Annotated in this window: 13 protein-coding genes; 8 read left to right on the top strand and 5 right to left on the bottom strand. The window is 52.6% G+C overall.

All coding sequences use genetic code 11. The features are described from left to right. Positions 1 to 36: 36 nt before the first annotated feature. From HY774_07015 to HY774_07005, 3 genes are read left to right on the top strand one after another with little or no spacing between them, the layout of a single operon-like run. Positions 37 to 1,398, top strand: a complete 1,362-nt coding sequence (locus tag HY774_07015; protein ID MBI4748223.1) for a 4Fe-4S binding protein — start codon at positions 37 to 39, stop codon at positions 1,396 to 1,398. Beyond that, the gene (locus HY774_07010) at positions 1,395 to 1,625 is read left to right on the top strand and encodes a hypothetical protein (protein ID MBI4748222.1); all 231 of its coding nucleotides are present in this window, start codon (positions 1,395 to 1,397) and stop codon (positions 1,623 to 1,625) included. The genes HY774_07015 and HY774_07010 overlap by 4 nt, the downstream gene beginning before the upstream one ends. 33 nt (positions 1,626 to 1,658) lie before the next feature. Then, entirely contained in the window at positions 1,659 to 4,163 is a 2,505-nt protein-coding gene (locus HY774_07005; protein MBI4748221.1) for a heavy metal translocating P-type ATPase, read from the top strand. Between the two features lie 357 nt (positions 4,164 to 4,520). Here the strand turns inward: HY774_07005 and dhaK are convergent, their stop codons facing one another. Together dhaK and HY774_06995 are read right to left on the bottom strand one after the other, a co-directional pair. Further along, positions 4,521 to 6,236: a dihydroxyacetone kinase subunit DhaK gene (gene dhaK, locus HY774_07000; GenBank protein ID MBI4748220.1), complete on the bottom strand. Its 1,716-nt coding sequence runs from the start codon at positions 6,234 to 6,236 to the stop codon at positions 4,521 to 4,523. Positions 6,237 to 6,607: 371 nt separating this feature from the next. Then, on the bottom strand, positions 6,608 to 8,029 hold the full coding sequence (locus tag HY774_06995; GenBank protein MBI4748219.1) for a hypothetical protein: 1,422 nt from the start codon (positions 8,027 to 8,029) through the stop codon (positions 6,608 to 6,610). A gap of 242 nt (positions 8,030 to 8,271) precedes the next feature. On the opposite strand from HY774_06995, the gene HY774_06990 reads away from it, so the two are divergent. The 4 genes from HY774_06990 to HY774_06975 all read left to right on the top strand — a co-directional run bounded on the left by HY774_06990 (position 8,272) and on the right by HY774_06975 (position 14,818). Then, the gene (locus HY774_06990) at positions 8,272 to 8,919 is read left to right on the top strand and encodes a hypothetical protein (protein ID MBI4748218.1); all 648 of its coding nucleotides are present in this window, start codon (positions 8,272 to 8,274) and stop codon (positions 8,917 to 8,919) included. Positions 8,920 to 9,004: 85 nt separating this feature from the next. Continuing rightward, on the top strand, positions 9,005 to 9,637 hold the full coding sequence (locus HY774_06985; GenBank protein MBI4748217.1) for a histidine phosphatase family protein: 633 nt from the start codon (positions 9,005 to 9,007) through the stop codon (positions 9,635 to 9,637). 543 nt (positions 9,638 to 10,180) lie between these two features. Continuing rightward, on the top strand, positions 10,181 to 13,348 hold the full coding sequence (locus tag HY774_06980; GenBank protein MBI4748216.1) for a DUF1800 family protein: 3,168 nt from the start codon (positions 10,181 to 10,183) through the stop codon (positions 13,346 to 13,348). Between the two features lie 111 nt (positions 13,349 to 13,459). Beyond that, the gene (locus tag HY774_06975; GenBank protein MBI4748215.1) at positions 13,460 to 14,818 is read left to right on the top strand and encodes a DUF1501 domain-containing protein; all 1,359 of its coding nucleotides are present in this window, start codon (positions 13,460 to 13,462) and stop codon (positions 14,816 to 14,818) included. 369 nt (positions 14,819 to 15,187) lie between these two features. Here the strand turns inward: HY774_06975 and HY774_06970 are convergent, their stop codons facing one another. From HY774_06970 to HY774_06960, 3 genes are read right to left on the bottom strand one after another with little or no spacing between them, the layout of a single operon-like run. Next, positions 15,188 to 15,730 (bottom strand): hydrogenase maturation protease, encoded by a 543-nt coding sequence (locus tag HY774_06970; GenBank protein MBI4748214.1) that lies wholly within the window; start codon positions 15,728 to 15,730, stop codon positions 15,188 to 15,190. Then, positions 15,727 to 16,035, bottom strand: a complete 309-nt coding sequence (locus tag HY774_06965; GenBank protein ID MBI4748213.1) for a hypothetical protein — start codon at positions 16,033 to 16,035, stop codon at positions 15,727 to 15,729. The genes HY774_06970 and HY774_06965 overlap by 4 nt, the downstream gene beginning before the upstream one ends. A gap of 5 nt (positions 16,036 to 16,040) precedes the next feature. Next, positions 16,041 to 17,291, bottom strand: a complete 1,251-nt coding sequence (locus HY774_06960) for a hypothetical protein (GenBank protein MBI4748212.1) — start codon at positions 17,289 to 17,291, stop codon at positions 16,041 to 16,043. Positions 17,292 to 17,421: 130 nt separating this feature from the next. Here HY774_06960 and HY774_06955 point away from each other — a divergent pair. Beyond that, a partial coding sequence (locus tag HY774_06955; protein MBI4748211.1) for a transposase occupies positions 17,422 to 17,948 on the top strand: 527 nt, incomplete at its 3' end.

The following is a 17,948-nucleotide window of genomic DNA, read 5'->3' as shown; positions in this document are numbered from 1 at the left end:
TTGGGTAGAAATTCACACTGTGGTGGGGAAAAAACCATGCCTGTTACCGAAACCGAACCAGTCGTATCACCTCCAGTTCCAGCTCCAAAACCCAAACCCGAATCCAAAAAATTTCCGCCTCCGAAACCGGTGTATCACCCGGTCCGCAAAGCGATTCACGCCATGTGCGTGGTGATTTTTGTCGCCCTTCCGTTTTTTAACGTGATGCGGTTTGATATTCCACGCCAGCGGTTTTATATCATCGGGCAGGAACTCTGGATCAATGAGTTTGGGATTATCTTTTTCAGCCTGATGTTTTTGATGTTTTTGATTGCCGCGATTTCGATGATTTATGGCCGGGTCTATTGTGGCTATATGTGCCCGCAGATGATTTTCAGCGAAGCGGCGACCGAGTTTGAACTGGCCATCAAGCGCTGGACCAATAAAAAATTCCCCAAAATGGATCTGAAGAAACGATCCTGGCTCAACACTGGCGTTTTTTACTCAGTGGTTGGGGTGGGATCGGTTTTTTTATCATTTGTTTTTATTTCCTACTTTGTCGAACCACGCGATTTGATCCAGCGCTTGCTGGCATTTGACCTGAAAACGGCGGCTGGCATCAGTGGGGCGGCAACCACGTTGATTACCTTTATTGATTTTATGTATGTCCGGCAGCGGTTTTGCACGACGATCTGCCCGTACGGATACCTGCAAGGCATCTTGAGCGATAAAAACACGCTGCTGGTTCATTATCGCGACGAACAGAAACAGTGCATTGACTGTAAGAAATGCGTCAAAATCTGCCCGATGGAAATTGATATCCGCAAGTCGCCAGATCAGATTGAATGTGTCCATTGTGGTGAATGTATTGATGCCTGTGCCGATATTTTGGGCCGCAAAGGCAAACCAGGGTTGATTCATTATGCCTGGGGCGAAAAAGGCGAGTTGTTTACTGAAAAGAATGCCCCCTGGTATCGCCGCCTGGGGTTGCTCGATGCCAAACGGGCCGTGGTGATGCTGGTGCTGGTGTTTTATGCCTCCGGGTTATGGGTGGCGCTGGCAATGCGGCGAGCAGTGCTGGTACACATTCTGCCGGTCAGAGCCACACTGTATCGAATTGAAAATGGGAAGGTTTTCAATACGTTTCGGTTGACTGTCGCCAATCGTGGAACCAGAGATGAAACCTTTACCCTGGAAGTAAAAGGACTCGACACAGCTCAACTGCTGATGAAATCCAATCCGCTCCAGATCAAAGCCGGCGAAGTCAGAAATGAAGAAATTGAACTTATGGTTGATCCGGCGGATATCCCGGCGGGTGTCAACCACTTTCAATTTGTCTCCCGAACGGCACCTGACCCAACCGAAGACTCAATTCCGATGACCTTTATCACCCCGATGGAAAGGAAAAAGCCGCAATGAAAAAACTGTTCACCTTTGTTGCGACCCGTCAGGACGTGGTTCTCAAAGCCTATTTTGCCTTTATCATTGTTTTGTTTCTTGCCATCCTGGTGGCGGCTTATGTTATTGCCAAACGGGCCAACCCGATTCTACTGGATGAAAAAGGCAAGCCGATCAATGCCTTAATTCGGGTTCCGGGTTCCGGGTTCCGGGTTCCGGGTTTTCAGGCAGATTGTTTGTTCCTATAACAATATCCTTATAAACACTGTGGATAACCGTCTATGACCAACCTTGATTTGGCGACCCGGAACCCGGAACCCGGAACCCGGAACCCTGATTTTGCAGCCCCAAGCCCTGAATGTGGTCTTTGTGGCCTTCCCTGCGAATCATCGCGGTTTGTTCGTCAGGACACGTGCTTTTGCTGTGCTGGGTGTATGAATGTGTACAGCATTTTGATTGAAAGCGGCCTGTGTCAGCCAGGGGATGATTTTCGGGAGACAGAACTGTATCAACAAAGCCTTCGGATGGGGTTGATTTCAAACAGACAAGATCAGTCGCCAAAATCAGCCGCCAAAACCACGGATTCACCTGAAACGCCAGGGCAGGAAATTTTAATTCACGTCGGAGGCATGTGGTGCGCCTCCTGTGCCTGGTTGATTGAACATGTGGTTTCCAAAGAACCAGGTGTCATCAAAGCCGAAGCGTTTTTTGCTTCCGATCTGGTCAAAGTCAGATTCGCTCCCCAATGTTTACCACCGACACGCCTCATTGAACGGATTGAACAGCTTGGATATCACGCCAGCGAATTTACCGGCGAACAGGATGCTCACGACGAAGAAAAACGTGACTTGCTGCTCCGGCTTGGGCTGTCTGGTTTTTTGTGGCTCAACATCATGACACTGAGCACGGCGCTCTATGTCGGCTACTTTGAAGTCATCGCTGAAAGTATTCGATTGTATTTACCCTTTGTTTTGATGGTGTTGGCCACGCCGGTGGTCTTTTATTCGGCCAGCCCAATTTTAAAATTGGGCTATCAGGCACTGCGTAACCGCACCCTGCGGATGGAATCGCTCCTCGGATTGGGGATTCTGGCAGCGTATTTTTATAGTGCGGTGCAAGCTTTCCAGAGTGGAATTCACATTTATTTCGACACTGTTTGTGCGATTGTAACGCTGGTTTTGATTGGAAAGTATATTGAACGGACCGCCAAAGATCGGACGTCGCAGGCCGTGACGTTGCTCTATCGGTTGATGCCGAAAAAAGTCCGACTTTATTCCAATGGACAGGAACGATTTGTTTCAGTTGATGCCTTGCGAGTCGAAGATTGCTTCCTGGTTAAAGCCGGTGAGCGAATTCCAGCCGATGGCGTTGTGATTGACGGGCATTCCTTTGCTGATGAATCACTGCTGACGGGTGAATCCACGCCGGTGACCAAACACGTCGAAAGTCCGGTCATTGCTGGCAGTTTGAATGGCAGCGGCGTGCTCCGGGTTCGGGCCACCAAAGTCGGAAACGACACCACCCTGGCCCAGATTGTGCACTATGTCGAGCAGGCACTGAGCGGGCGTTCGCCGATTGAGCGGCAGGTAGACCGTGTGTCACGAATATTCATTCCGGGTGTGATTGTGGTGGCCGCCTTCACATTTCTGATGTGTGTCTGGTTGGGGCATCCAACGGGAGATTCCTTGATGCGGGCGATAACGGTACTCGTGATTGCCTGTCCCTGTGCATTGGGAATGGCCACACCGCTTGCGATGACCACGGCGATTGGAACCGCCTCCCAAACCGGAATACTGGTCAGTGACGGCAGTGTGCTGGAGTCAGTCAAGACAATTGACACGATTGTGTTGGATAAAACCGGCACCGTGACCGAAGGCAGGTTCTCGCTGGTTGGATTTGAACTGGGTGCCGATTCCAACCCCGAATTATTCCGGCAGGTGTATCTCCCACTCCTGGCCTCGCTTGAAGCCTATTCTGAGCATCCATTGGGCATTGCCTTGCGCAAATATGCGGTTGAACAAGGGGTTGCGTTGCGTGAAGCCACTGAGATTGTGATTCATCAAGGGCAAGGAATTTCAGGAACGGTGGACCGTCGGCAGGTATTTTTGGGAAATCGTGGACTGCTCGAACACCTGACCGGGCCAGATACCTCTGGTTATACATCAGTGCAGGCGGCGGAATGGGAAGCGAACGGGCAAACCCTGGTGTTCTTTGGACTTGATGGACAGCTTTGTGGAGTACTGGCGTTTGGTGACTGCCTGAAGACAGATTCAATCGAAGCAGTTCGGACTTTCCAGCAACGTGGGATGACAGTTCATCTTGTTTCCGGTGATTCCCAGGCAACGGTGAGTGCCGTTGGCAACCAGATTGGAGCCGATCAGGTTCTGGCCGAAGTTTCGCCAGCGGAAAAAGCCAGATACATCCAGACGCTTCAGGACCAGGGGCGGGTTGTGTGTATGGTTGGGGATGGAATCAATGATGCACCCGCGCTGGCACAGGCCAATCTGGGCGTGGCATTAAGTTCCGGGACAGATATTGCCATGCAGGCCGCCAGCGTTGTTTTGATCAGCCATTCGCTCAACAAAATCCTTGATGTGTTTGATCTGTCGCACAAAACGCGCCGGGTGATCCGCCAAAATCTCTTTTGGGCATTTTTGTATAACTCGCTTGGTATTGGGCTGGCCGTGACGGGCGTTTTAAATCCGATTCTGGCCGCCGGAGCGATGGTGCTGTCGAGCCTGTCCGTGATTACCAATTCACTTCGATTGAGAAAAGCAAATCAGTAATGCCATTTAGGGCGCGTTAAAAAATAAGTTCCTGGGGTGCGTTCCGCCACGTCCAGGTTTTGGTTTTGCACCGCGAAGCGCTGCCGTTCGGATAGCCGGTCGGTTGGCTGCTTTGGGCCTACCACCGGATCCACGGGCCGTTTCCTTGTTTCTCCCCGCGTCGCCTGCGCCCTGCGGGGCGCAGGCGACGCGGGGGGAGACGGACCGAGAAGACAATCGTTTCCCGGTGGTAGCTCGCAAAGCCGAGCAACCGACCGGCTATGTGAACGGCAGCCCTCCGGGATGCTCAATCCAAAGGCTGGTGTTCCAAATGAAAACGGGAAGTTGTTTTTTAACGCTCCCTTAGGGTTCAGGGTGTTATTCTTGAAATGCCCTTGCCACGACCCTCAGCCATGCGGCAACCGCCGCTGCACCTGGGTCTGGGAATCCCAACACTCGCTCTCCGACATAACTCGACCGTCCACGCCTGGGTAACATGGTTTTTGTTGCTTCAGCCCCGGCACTGGCTTCAGTAGCTGCTCGATCAAGCGTCTCAGCCGCGGTGAGTCCCCGTGCGGCTCCGGCTTCAACTGCCGCAACCGCCGGGAGCAGTGCATCCAGCATGGTTCTGTCTCCGGGTTCGGCGCCACCAAACTCGCGAATGGCTTCGCTGGCGCCGCGAAAGACTCGTGCCCAGGCAGCCAGTCCGGGCTGTGCTTCCTCGTGGAAAAGCCGCGACGCTCGCAGCAGGAAAACCGAATAGAGCGCGCCTGAGGTGCCGCCCATTACTCGCTGAACGGTCATTCCCAGGTCATATAAGGTCCGGGTTGGGTCATCAAGGTCAATCATTGGCAACTGGTCGCGCATGGCCTGGGCGCCTCGGGCAAGACTGATTCCCAGGTCTCCATCGCCGACTTCACGATCCATTTCGGTGAATTGCGGGGCCTGATGAATCAACGCCTCGCACACATCTGAAAGCACCTGTTCCAGAACCTGACCGGCGTGGGTCACAGGTTTCCCCACGGACTTGCCGGGTTCAGGTATGGATTGATCAAGATGTGGTTTGGACCGCTGACGCGCACGAGGCTGGGCGGCAGCATTTGGCCAGGCTGGCGCCCCGGTTGGAGCATCAAGGCGGCGCAGGCGCTCGTCATCCACTCGCATGACGGAAAGGGAGACTCCCGCCATTTCAAGTGCTGAAAGAAAAGTTCCGGCATATGCCCGCTCGACAAGAATTCCCCGCTGTTCAATCACCGTCAGGGCCCGGCGTGCCACAATGGCAAGTTCTATCGTCGGGGTGGCGCCAAGATTATTGACCAGCAGTACAACCCGTTCGCCCGCAGTCAGTTGAAGGTCTTTCAATATAGGTTCCAGTAATTCATCAACCAGGCGGTCAGCCGATTGGAGCGCCTCGCGTCGGACACCTGGTTCCCCGTGGATGCCCAACCCCAATTCGATTTCATCCCGGCCAAGTGTAAATCCAGGCTGGCCCGCCGCTGGTACAATGCACGGCGTCAGTGCGACTCCCATTGTTCTGACGGCTGAGGCCGCCGCGCGTGCTTCAGCCGCAACTTCAGACACCGAAGCCCCGGCTTCAGCCGCTGCTCCCGCAATCTTGTGAACCAAAATCGTCCCCGCCAGCCCACGGCGCCCAGCGTGGTTGGTCGAATCAGCCAGGGCCACATCATCAGCCACAACCACCATTTCGACGAAATGGCCTTGGGCCCGAAACATTTCAGCCGCAAGTCCAAAATTTAATCGGTCCCCGGTGTAGTTCTTCACAATCAGAAGCGCTCCCGGAGATCCAGTCGTCACCCGCAGTGCTCCCAGAATGGCGTCCGGGGTTGGGGAGGTAAACACCTCACCCGCGACTGCGGCGCTCAACATGCCTGACCCAACATATCCAGCATGGGCTGGTTCATGGCCGCTTCCGCCTCCTGAGATGATTGAAACTTGCTGCTGGCGGACCATTTCGATATCCGAGCGAATCAGCACTGGCTGGCCTGGCACACCGTCAAGTCCGGGATAGAGCAGTACCAGTCCTTCAAGCATTTCAGGGACCACGGTCTGGGGAGAATTTATCAACTTTTTCATCGGGGTACCTTTCTTGACTCGATGCGAAATGAGTGAATCACAGCCATTTGTGAGCAGTGCGAGCAATGAAACGGGAGTCGTTCGAAGGGCAGGAATTTAGCCCGGCAGAGGCAATAAAAAAGGGCTCACTGGCTGGAAAAATTACATTTCTCGAAGCCACAAGCCCTTGGTCCAACAGGTCTAAACCAGTTGAGTCATTTCATCTAAGGGACCCAGAAGAAAATAAAATCCCACATGAGTTGACTGATCCCACTCAAGATGAAGACTGGGGAACTGGCGGGTACCACTCAACGTGGAGTATCTGGCCCTGAACCCTGAACCCTGAACCCTGAACCCTGAACCCTGGTGGTATGATATTTCCATCCGACTCCCTAAGCAGGTTTGTTCTTGGACCCTGCTGGCCGCCCACGTTTGGGTTTTGAAGGTTCATCGCTGCCTTCGGTCGTTGCGGCCATGTCAAGAAATTGATTCATAAAGTCTTGTGAAACCCGAAATGTACGGATTTTCACCTGGTCGCGTTTTTCCGGTCGAATGCCAACCAGTGCCGCCACTGCCGCCCGATTAGCCGCCCGGTTAAAGAAGGTGTAAATCCGGACTTTGCCTTCAGGTTCGACAAACAAAACCAGCAAGTCGGTTGAATTATCAAGGAAACTGACCGGGGCAATATTCAAGTGTCGAGCCTGATCAATGCTCAGGATTGACGCCAGACGTGGGTCGAACTGAAGCGAGTCAAGGTCAATTTTTTCGGAAGTCAACCGGGTGCGTTTTCCAACGGCAATTCCCGCGGCGGCGAGTTCTTCATTGGTTCGGCGATGCCGTTTTCCGGCCTGGCCTTCCATCAGGTCAGAATCTGAAATTGAAGAAGACGCTTGACCATCGGTCACGGGTTCCACCACTGGGGGGGCTGGGGCTGACTCAGGGGTTGGTGCCGCCACAACGGGTGGATGTTCGATTTTAGCTTCAACCCGTTGGGGTGCCGCTGGCGCGGCCTGCCCCCCCAGGATGGCGCCTTGCAGAACCTGTTCCGCTTCATTGAAATAGGATCGAATGGCTTCCGCCACACGGGGCTCAAGCGGTTGAATGTGCTGGCGATGGGTCAGCAATTGAGCGATCAGAAACTGGCTTTCATCCATCGTGAATGAAAACCGCACCCCCCGGTTTCGTTTATCGTCCGAAAATCGGTCGTATTCGAGCACCAGTTCAAGCTGCGTTCCTTCAATTGAGAGAGGGACTGTCGCCCGAACGACCCCTGATGGTGGCGGTGCGGGAGCGCTGGGCCGGGATGCCGGGGGACTGGGTTTGAAGTATTGCCGTTGAACCGGTGGTTGATGGAACTCAGGTACTTCAGGCTGCCGGGAAGAATAAACCGGCTCAGAACCCATACTTCTCGATTCTTCGGGCTCATTCGCCACGGGCACTTCGGCTGGTTCATCCACGATACGGGCCGGCGGCGGCGGCTCTACGTCCAGTTCCTGGGGCTCTGAATCCTCAAAAACTTCTTCGGTTTGTGGAATCGGAGGGGGCGGGGTAAATTCACGGTTAAATTGTCTTTCCGGAGGAGGCCCCAACTGGGTGTACCGATCCCTGGACCGGGCCGGAGTTGGTTTGCTTAAAACCTCGGTCAGGTGCGTTTCCAGGTACTGGAGATCTGAAAATTGAGGCAAAATATCCAGCACGGATTCCAACTGCGCCGGGGACAACCGTTTGATCTGGCTTTTGACTGGCTGCGAAACATACCGAAACTGTTTCTTTACCGCCTGAAACAGCATTTCCTTGAGTTCATACCAGGACAATTTTCGGTTTGGTTCATTCTCTTTCGTAAAAGGTGGTTTTTGATAATTCATTGGAGTGGATTTTGACTGGAATGGAGTAGTTGGGAGAGTATCAAGTTCCTGGTTTCAGGAAAACCGCTCCCTGAAATTCAGAATTTTGGGTTATGTACTATTTTGAGAAAAAAGAAAAGCAAATTCATGCCTGATCATCTGAAAATCTCACACTTTCAGGAAGAAACAGGAGCGGAAAGGACAGGGAACCTATGTGGTACAGACTTCAAAAAATATTCAGCGGTATCGTCCTGACCGGAGGAATCAGCCTGATTTGGTATGGGCTTCTGAGTATTCCAATCAAAGCGCAACAATTGGAACGGTTGATTACCCAAAAGACTTTTAAAAAGGAGCCGGTTGTCATCTCAACCGTTTCTGTGGCTGGCAAACCGGTCAAACTTTTTTCCTCCTTCAACGCCGAAAACGACTGGCTCAAGGGGCTGACCCTGCACGTTCTGAATGTGTCTCCGAAACCCATCAAAGGAGTCAGCTATGTTTTGTTGGTGCCGATGAAAGGTCAGCAACGCCCGCTTGGGGTGATTCTCTTTGAGGGCGAGATTCCCGATATCCAACTTGCCGGAGCACCCCAGAAGCGGGTCCTTCCTTTTGGGATGATTTCACTGATTTTGGATGCTGAGACCTATGATGATCTCAAAGGAAGCGTGCCCTCAAAAGAACTCCTGTCAAACGCGACGGATGTGTATCTGGTCCTGCAGCACGTTACGTTTACCGATGGGTCATACTGGAGCGGCGGCAGGTACTTTTCATCTGACCACAAACCAATTGAAGATGAGACAAACTCGGTGCCAAAAGAAGAGTTCGCGCCAAAATTCAGGATGACTCAACCATTTTCGTTTTGATTTTTGGCAACGCCCGGTGCAAGCACCGCGTCTTTTTGCTAACCTGCTGACAAATCACAGGTTAGTTTGCACTCGGAAGGCCACCATGAAACCCAAAAGAATTATTCTTGTCCGCCACGGCGAATCAGAAGGAAACGCAGACCGGGAAATGTACGAGACCACACCGGACTATAAATTAAACCTCACCAGCCTTGGCCGCACTCAGGCTCTTGAAGCGGGAAATTCCATAAAGTCAATCATTGGAAATGAATCCGTGTATGTCTATGTGTCTCCCTATTATCGTACACGCCAGACGTTTGCCGAAATTCAAAAAGCCATCGGAAGCAACATCAAACGGTCACTGGAAGACCCACGGATTCGCGAACTCGACTGGGGTCATCTGCGCCATCCCGACGAGAACGAAGAAATCATGCGCGAACGCAACGGGTTTAGCACCTTTTATTATCGCATTCCCGACGGCGAATCAGGGGCTGATGTCTATGACCGGGTCAGCACGTTTCTGGAAACGCTCTATCGGGATTTCAAAAAGGACGATTATCCAGAAAACACACTGATCATCACGCACGGCATGACCCTGCGACTCTTTCTGATGCGGTGGTTTCACTGGAGCGTGGAAGAATTTGAAGCCCTCAAAAATCCAAAGAACTGCCAGATTGTGACCATGGAAAAAATGACCAACAAATACCGCCTGACCAGTGAACTGGCCCGCCGAACCTAACCCACTCATATCATTTTGGAATGAAGCGGTCGTATGAGAAAACAGTCAAGTTATTCATTTAAACAAACTTAGTACAAGTCCCCATAAATAGGGGATGGAATTTCGGTGATTCCATCCCCTATTTATGGAGACTTGTACTTAGTGAACTACTGACTACTGACTACAAACTGGTATCTGTGAACCTCTGGTCCAATCAAGGGCCAGAGGTTTTTCTGTTTTGAATGGCTTCTCAAAGAAAACAGACCTGGTTGCCCAGGAAAGTCCTTTCAAGTTGCAGCAAAAAACTGGATTTTCCCAAATCCTACATAAACAGGTAGTTGTCCAGTTATCTTCCACACTGGATACTGCCGCACATCCCGCACCCATATTCCACTTCGTGCTCCATATTGAGGCTGGTCGTTGTTTTTCCGCATCACCCTATTGAGCAGAGAAGAGCCAGTTTGACGCCAATTTTACCAAAAGCCTCATATCAAAGCGGCGTCAAGCCGTCGCACTCCAAAATTCGCCGTCGCGTTTGTGCCCGAACGGCAGAGGAGAAATAACGTGAGTTCACAACTTTTATACAGATGCCTGTCAGGTGTTTTCTTCGCCCTGACCTTTTGTTTTGGGTCAGCGGTCCCAGCGCTGGCCACGACGATGCCGCCACCGGCGCCGACTGTCAGTATCAGTCCAACCAGCGAAACCCTGCCGTTGAAGGGCACCCGGCAATTTAGCGCGACGGTCATGGGAACGCCCATGACAACGGTCGTCTGGTCGGTAAATGATGTTCCAGGGGGCAACTCGACGGTTGGTACGATCAGTACCGGTGGCCTCTACACGGCACCTGCCGCATTGCCGCCGGCAAATCCCGTCATGATTAAGGCCACCAGTGTGGCCGACCAAACAGCGTCAGCCACCTCGACCGTGACAGTGCGGTATCCAACTCCAGTTGTGCAATGGTTTTCACCGAGTAAAGTTCCCCTCGGACAATCCATTTTCACGGTGAATGGGAGCCAGTTTTATAACGGCGCCGTTGTACTGCTCGATGGTGCGCCGTTACCGACCACGTATGTATCCCTGACACAATTGAAGGCAACGAGCAACGTCATGCAATCAAGCAGCGGAAACATCACGGTCGTAAATCCGGGTCCTCCCGGTGCTGTTTCAACGCCGCGCCTGATCGAATTTGGACAGGGAATCACCGTTGCCATTACACCCTCAACCGCCACTGTGGCGCCAGCGGCTCAGCAGCAATTTACATCCAATGTCTCAGGTACAACCAACACAACGGTTTACTGGTATGTCAACGGCGGAAATGCAAACGGGACAATTACATCAAGCGGCTTGTACAAGGCGCCGAATGCGGCGTTGAGCCGTCCGGTGACCATTCGGGCCGTATGTGCCGTCAACAGCGAGCGGTCCGCGACCGCAACGGTCACGGTCAGCAACGGAGCGCCACAAACCATTTCGGTTTCAATTTCACCAACGTCAGCTTCGGTCCAAACTGGTGCAACCAGGCAATTTACAGCTACCGTGACTGGTTCAGCCAACACGGCGGTCACCTGGCAGGTCAACACGGTCACTGGTGGCAACGCGACCACCGGCACCATCAGTTCCAGCGGTTTATACACGGCCCCGGCGGCAGTCCCAGCCGGTGCAGTCACCGTCACGGCGGTGAGTCAGGCCGACTCAACCAAAAAAGCCAGCGCAACCGTGACGGTCACAAATCAACCACAGGCCGTTACCATCACGATTTCTCCGACTTCAGCTTCGGTCCAAACTGGTGCAACCAGGCAATTTACAGCTACCGTGAATGGTTCAGCCAACACGGCGGTTACCTGGCAGGTCAACGGTGTCACAGGTGGAAATGCGACAATGGGGACGATCAGCACCACCGGGCTCTATACGGCGCCAGCGGCAGTCCCAGCCGGTGCAGTCACCGTCACGGCGGTGAGTCAGGCTGATTCGTCCAAACAGGCCAGCGCGGGTGTTACAATTACTGCCCCTCCACAAGTGGTCGCAGTTACAATCAATCCAACCTCAGCTTCAGTCGCCGTGGGGACAACTCAGCAATTCACGGCCACGGTCACGGGTTCGGCCAATACGGCGGTCACCTGGCAAGTCAATGGCGTAACCGGAGGCAATGCCACAACCGGCACCATCAGCACCAGCGGGTTGTACACCGCCCCGGCGGCCATCCCAGCCGGTGCGGTCACCGTCAGGGCGGTCAGTGTGGCCGACCCGACGAAAAATGCCAGCGCGGGTCTGAACTTCGTTGACCTGCAGGCCATTACGGTCGGTCGCTTTCTGGAACAGGCTACCTTTGGCCCAACGCCCCAGTTGACGGCCTATGTCAAACAGGTTGGTATCCAGCAATATCTGGACGAACAGTTTAACGCCCCAGAATCGGTCTACCCCAATGGGATTGCTTCGTCACAGGGAGAAATGACCGATCAGTTTATCTGGCATATGTTGACCGGCCAGGATCAGCTTCGCCAACGCGTGAAATACGCCTTGAGCGAAATCATCGTGATTTCACGCAACAAAAACTATTACCCCAATATGCTGGTGCCGTGGCAGCAGATTTTGAGCAAGCATGCGTTTGGCAACTACAAAAATCTGCTCAAGGAAATGACGCTCGACGCCTCGATGGGGAACTTCCTCGATATGGTCAACAGCACCAAACCCGGTGTCGCCGGCGGCGCCAATGAAAACTACCCACGCGAGTTGCTGCAGCTTTTCAGCATCGGTTTGTATCAGCTCAACCCAGACGGATCGCAGAAACTCGATGGCGCAGGCAAGCCGATTCCAACTTACAATCAGAATGACATCCGGCAACTGGCGCTCGCGCTCACCGGCTGGACCTATGCCACGGCAAGCGGCACACCACAGTCACCAAATCCGAATTATTACCCCGGGCCGATGGTGCCGTTGCCGGCGTATCACGATACTTCTTCAAAGACCTTCCTTGGCCAGACGCTGCCAGCCAACCAGACCATGCAGAAAGATCTCGACGATGTGATCGAGATTGTTTTCAATCACCCCAATGTCGGGCCGTTTCTTGCCACCCGAATGATTCGGTATCTGGTGACCAGCAATCCAACGCCCGGCTACGTTGCCCGGATTTCAGCGGTGTTTGATGACAACGGCCAGGGTGTTCGCGGTGATATGAAGGCGGTCGTCCGGGCAATCCTGCTTGACCCAGAAGCCCGCAACGATAATCCAGGCAATGATTTCGGACGACTTCGAACGCCACTTCAGCACCACATTGCCTTACTGCGTGTGCTGGGAGGGACACTGTCGCAACCCTCGCAGATCGCCTATGCCTACACCAATATGGGCGAGAGCATCCTCGATGCGCCATCCGTGTTCGGCCATTACTCACCAGGATTCCGCGTTCCGAAACAAACGCCGCCACTTTTTGGTCCGGAGTTTCAGATTTATGGCCCAGGCGAGTTAGTCAATCGAGCCAATCTGCTTTGGAACTGGATGAACTATTACCAGACGGGCATCTGGAACCTGCAGTGGCTGTTTACTCTGGGCAGCGACCACGTGGCCTGTGTCAATGCGGTTGATAATTTGCTGCTTTATGGACGGATGTCCCCCGGATTGCGCCAACAGTTGCTGACAGCGTTACAAAGCTCCCAGGCTGCCGGCGCCGATGCGAAGATGCGAGCCTTAACGGTGCTCTATCTGACAGCCATGTCGAGCGAATATCAGGTGGCGCACTGATCAGGGTTCAGGGTTCAGGGTTCAGGGTTTGGAACTCGTTTTAAAGAAAGGAGTTTCAGCCCCAAGCCCTGAGCCCCAGGTTTTCCGTCCTAATTCTAAAGAGGTGATTCGATGCAGAAACATATTTTTTCCCGACGCAATTTCCTGAAACTTACCGCCAGTTCCGGACTGCTTGCGGCTCTTGGTCAGTTTAATCTGGTCGAAGCCGCCCAGGTCCCGGATTACAAAGCGCTGGTTTGTATTTTCCTGTTTGGAGGGAACGACGGCCACAACACCGTCATCCCAATGGCCACCAACGAATATAATGCCTATTTGGCCAAACGAGGGAGCCTGGCGCTGACCGGCAACAAGCTCCTGCCGATTGCGACGACAACTGGCGGCCAGTACGCCCTGAATTATGGACTGGTCGAATTACAATCGCTCTTCCAGCAAGGCAAGCTCGCGGTGATGGCCAATACCGGCATGTTGTACCAGCCGACAACGCAGCAACAATATCAGCAAAACGCGGTTCCACTGCCGACCCAGCTTTTCTCGCATTCCGATCAGATTGTCCAGATGCAGGCCGGCATTCCGAATGCCTCGGCCAGTAGCGGGTGGGGCGGACGCATTGCCGATCTGATGCAACCAAACAACGCGAATACCACCTTTCCGACCTCGATTTCGTTCAATGGATCGGCTTTGTACGTGGCGGGGCAGGCAGTTCCGGCAACAAACCTGCAGCCTGGAAACAGCCTGTCTCAGTACGCCCTCAGCAATGGCTATCCACAAGCCGCCGTGGATGCCCGAGCCAATGCCCAGGTACAAATCGCATCCCTGGCGAACAGCAACCGACTGATTGCGGCGGCTGACAAAGTGATGCGCGACACCCAGCAACTCAACACGATTCTTCAGGGGGCTGGAGGTGGAACGCTGGGGACGGTGTTCCCAAACTCAACCCTTGGAAATCAGCTCAAAGAAGTGGCCCGGTTCATCAATCTGCGTTCCCAGACCGGCACTGGTCGTCAGGTCTTTTTCTGTGGTCTTGGCGGGTTTGACACGCACAGCGGACAGGATTACCAGCAGTGGGATTTACTGCGGCAAGTCAGTCAGGCGATGAAGGCATTTTATGATGCAACGGTTGAGATGGGGATTCCGCAGCAGGTTACGACCTTTACGCTTTCTGATTTTGGGCGCTCGCTGCAACCAAGCGGAACGGGAACGGATCACGGCTGGGGAAGTCACTATCTGGTGATGGGGGGCGGTGTCAGTGGCGGACAGATTTACGGCACATTTCCCATTCTCAATCAGGCGGATTCGGCTTATAACCCAAATGCCTTTGCCGATACCCGTGGGGTGCTATTGCCATCAACGTCCATTGCCCAGTATGGGGCAACCCTGGCGAAGTGGTTCGGCGCCGCCGATGGGCAATTAAATGGATTGTTCCCCGAACTGGCGAATTTTTCGGTGCGTGATATGGGCTTTATGGCCTGAAATCACCGAACACAGTTTGGTAATTCGGTCATTCCTCATCGCTCAGAAGTCCCGTTACCAAACGGGTTCTGAGCGTTTCTTTTGGCTCTTAATAAGTACTTTACCGAAAATTCCAAGACATTTTAACCACGAAAAACACGAAAAACACGAAAAGAATCAAATACTTACCAAATTCAATATCTCAGGAAACTTACGACAGAGTACTTATATCAGTTTGTAGTCAGTAGATCGTAGTCAGTAGTTCACTAACTTCAATTGATTGAATTACTTGACTGTTTTCTAATACGATCACTTCATTCCAAAATGGTATAATTCAATCAAATAGGCTTAGTGAACTACTGACTACTGACTACTGACTACAAACTGGTATTATCTTGTTGATTGAGCGGCTTTGGAGCCGTGCGATTCAGTCAACATTTTTGCAATCAATGACTCAATCAGCCACACCGCTTCGGTGACGGCGGCGGCGACAGGTTCGCTAAGGCCCAGTGCTCCTTCATCTTCCGAGCCAAGAAAAGCAGGCTCACAACCTACCAGTAAAACGTGCTTCAATTGGGCCCCGAAAGTATGGGCGAGGTCCAATACTTTCATTGGATTCAGACTGTGAGCCTCAATTTCAGCCCTGGGCGGGACCGACACATTGATCTCAGGTTCAATGACAAACAGGGTACCCGGCGGTTCATTGCGAGAAATGGCATCCACCAGAACGACAGTGTCAAAGTTCTCGACCAGCGCACAGGCAAGATCAAATCCACGGATTCCGAAATCCCTGACCACGACGCCATCAGGCAATTTCCGCATTGATAAAGCGCCAACAACTTCGACTCCAAATGCATCGTCACCGAAAAAAATATTGCCGATGCCCGCAACCAGGATTTTCTTTGGTTGGTTACCGTTGTTTGGTGAGTTCATGTCTCATCTCTCCAGGGTTCGATCTCTTCCAGGGAAAAAAAGAAGCGGTGGCCCGGAAGTCGTTGGTGGCCAAGGTCCTGGCCGGGGTCATCTTCCACAACCACTGCCACATGGACCTTGTTTTCATAGTCCTGCTCAATGGACTCAATCACCGCCAGTTTTCCCGCCAGGACCAGATCAAAGATGTCACCGCCACGCTGAGGGCGTAATCGGATGCGGTCTCCGGGTTTGATTTCAACTCCCTGGACCAGCGTTTGGGACAATTCGGTTCGATCCTCCAGGATATGCCATTCCCATTCTTGCATAAGGGTCAGGGCTCCAGTGGGCGAAGGCCACGCAGGGCACCGTGGAGCTTCATAAAGTGTTCTTCCGGAAGTGTTTCGGTGCGTTCTAAAATGCGGCGCGCCCGGTCATCAACGTTTCGCATTTCCTGTTTTTCGGCATCGGTGAGCGTCATCACTCGCAAGGCCAGCATTTCATCAATTTCAGTCCCATCGTAAAAATCCCCGAGGCTTTCCGGCGCAACCTGCGGATAATCATACAGAATGATCGGTGAAGCCAGCATCACATCGCATTTTCCAGGAGTCCCCACCAGAACCGGCCAGGCACCATTATTTTGGCATCCAGCAACCTGGCTCCGAAGGGTTTCCGGAGGGTCCAGCAGCGACACAAACTCAGCGTTGTGAACTCCCAAAATCGTATGCGTGGAAATCATTGATCGGGTCAAAACCTCCTCCCGATGCTTGAGCCAGCCTTCGTTCAACCCGGTCTGGTTTTCAATTCGGACCGATATTTTCTTCAAGGTGCGGACCTGGCCGTCAGGGAATTCCTGAATACTCTCAACCCTGGCTTTGATTTCGAGTCGGAGGCTGGTTGAAGGCAATTCGTGTTCAAGTTTTCCGTGGACCTGTCCATCATCCCCCATCAGCATCTGGGTATCCGTTTCAGGTAGAAAGGTCACCGCCACTGTTTTGGGGTGAAAAACAAGATCTTTGGGGTTCAAGTGGAACTCCGCAATCTCTCGTTCCACGGCTTCCTGCCAGGCATACCAGTGCTGGCCGGCAATTTCGAGGTGGTCAACTTGCAGAAATTCAAGATTTTCTTGCCCATCGCCGGCCACAGGCGGAGACTCTGTCTTAAACACTCGTCGGTCACGCAAATTGAGGAACCGAACCTTTACATTGAGCACGGCATCGGCTTCGCACCAAATCAGATACTCGGTATGCATGGTCCAGCGTTCGGTTCCGTGCTGGGCTTCGCTGTACGCCCGCGGAGTCAACACCCCAAAATTGAATCGTTTCCGGTTTTTTACCGCCGAAGGCCGATATGGGTACAGCATATAGCCTTCATAGAGCACCGCCGCCGCGATTTTCTCGACCAGCTCAAGATCCACCACCATTTTTCCTCCCTTCTCAGCCAGGAGACGTTCCATTCCCGCTTCCCAGGTTGGAATTCCAGGCCGAATTTTAAAGCAATCCAGGTCGTCAAAAATGTCGCGTCTCAAGTTGAGCCAGACGCTGTTTGGATAATAAACCTCCATCATATCAGTCTTGTTCGACATCGGTATTGAATTCAGTTTTATTTTTTATATCTATCTCTAACCAACCACAATCATTTATACCGGGAACAAATTCTTTACGGTTGATAAAAAAAGACTTGTCTTTTAATACTCTGTAATTTAAACTGCCATCATGATTCGAGTTGAAAAACATCACATCAAACCTGATTGCCCATTCTTTGCTGAAGCGGATGACCTCTGCTTTCGGTCAAAGAACCTCTACAACCTGGCGCTGTATGAACAACGGCAACGGTTTTTTGAGGTGGGAACGGTGTTTTCATATGAACAACTCGATGTTCGATTGAAAACCAGCGATGCGTACCGGGGATTGCCGGCCAAGGTCAGTCAGCAGGTTTTGAAACAGGTATGTCAGGACTGGACCAGCTATTTTGCCGCCACCGCCGAATATGCCCGCGACGCTGACAAATTCCTGGCTGAACCAAAGATCCCGAAGTACAAACCCAAAGCAACGGGCCGAAACGTGGTGGTATACACCACTCAGGCTGTCAGCCGCAAAGCCTTGAAACGGGGTGTGATCCACCCATCCCAAACTAACCTATCCTTTCCAACCCGGATTCCCCGAACCCACATTCAGCAAGTGCGACTGGTGCCGAAACTCAATTCGTATGTGCTGGAAGTGGTCTATGAACTGCCGGATGT

The sequence above is a fragment of the Acidobacteriota bacterium genome, assembly GCA_016208495.1.
Classification (GTDB): Bacteria; Acidobacteriota; Blastocatellia; order Chloracidobacteriales; family Chloracidobacteriaceae; genus JACQXX01.
This window is presented reverse-complemented; position numbering and strand designations above follow the sequence as displayed.

What these genes read in the sequence shown, in the direction of transcription:
- HY774_07015 (MBI4748223.1), top strand. Translation starts at nt 37, where the DNA reads ATGCCTGTTACCGAAACCGAACCAGTCGTATCACCTCCAGTTCCAGCT.
- HY774_06960 (MBI4748212.1), bottom strand. Translation starts at nt 17,291, where the DNA reads ATGTCGAACAAGACTGATATGATGGAGGTTTATTATCCAAACAGCGTC.
- HY774_06975 (MBI4748215.1), top strand. Translation starts at nt 13,460, where the DNA reads ATGCAGAAACATATTTTTTCCCGACGCAATTTCCTGAAACTTACCGCC.
- HY774_06985 (MBI4748217.1), top strand. Translation starts at nt 9,005, where the DNA reads ATGAAACCCAAAAGAATTATTCTTGTCCGCCACGGCGAATCAGAAGGA.
- HY774_06965 (MBI4748213.1), bottom strand. Translation starts at nt 16,035, where the DNA reads ATGCAAGAATGGGAATGGCATATCCTGGAGGATCGAACCGAATTGTCC.
- HY774_07010 (MBI4748222.1), top strand. Translation starts at nt 1,395, where the DNA reads ATGAAAAAACTGTTCACCTTTGTTGCGACCCGTCAGGACGTGGTTCTC.
- HY774_06990 (MBI4748218.1), top strand. Translation starts at nt 8,272, where the DNA reads ATGTGGTACAGACTTCAAAAAATATTCAGCGGTATCGTCCTGACCGGA.
- dhaK (MBI4748220.1), bottom strand. Translation starts at nt 6,236, where the DNA reads ATGAAAAAGTTGATAAATTCTCCCCAGACCGTGGTCCCTGAAATGCTT.
- HY774_07005 (MBI4748221.1), top strand. Translation starts at nt 1,659, where the DNA reads ATGACCAACCTTGATTTGGCGACCCGGAACCCGGAACCCGGAACCCGG.
- HY774_06970 (MBI4748214.1), bottom strand. Translation starts at nt 15,730, where the DNA reads ATGAACTCACCAAACAACGGTAACCAACCAAAGAAAATCCTGGTTGCG.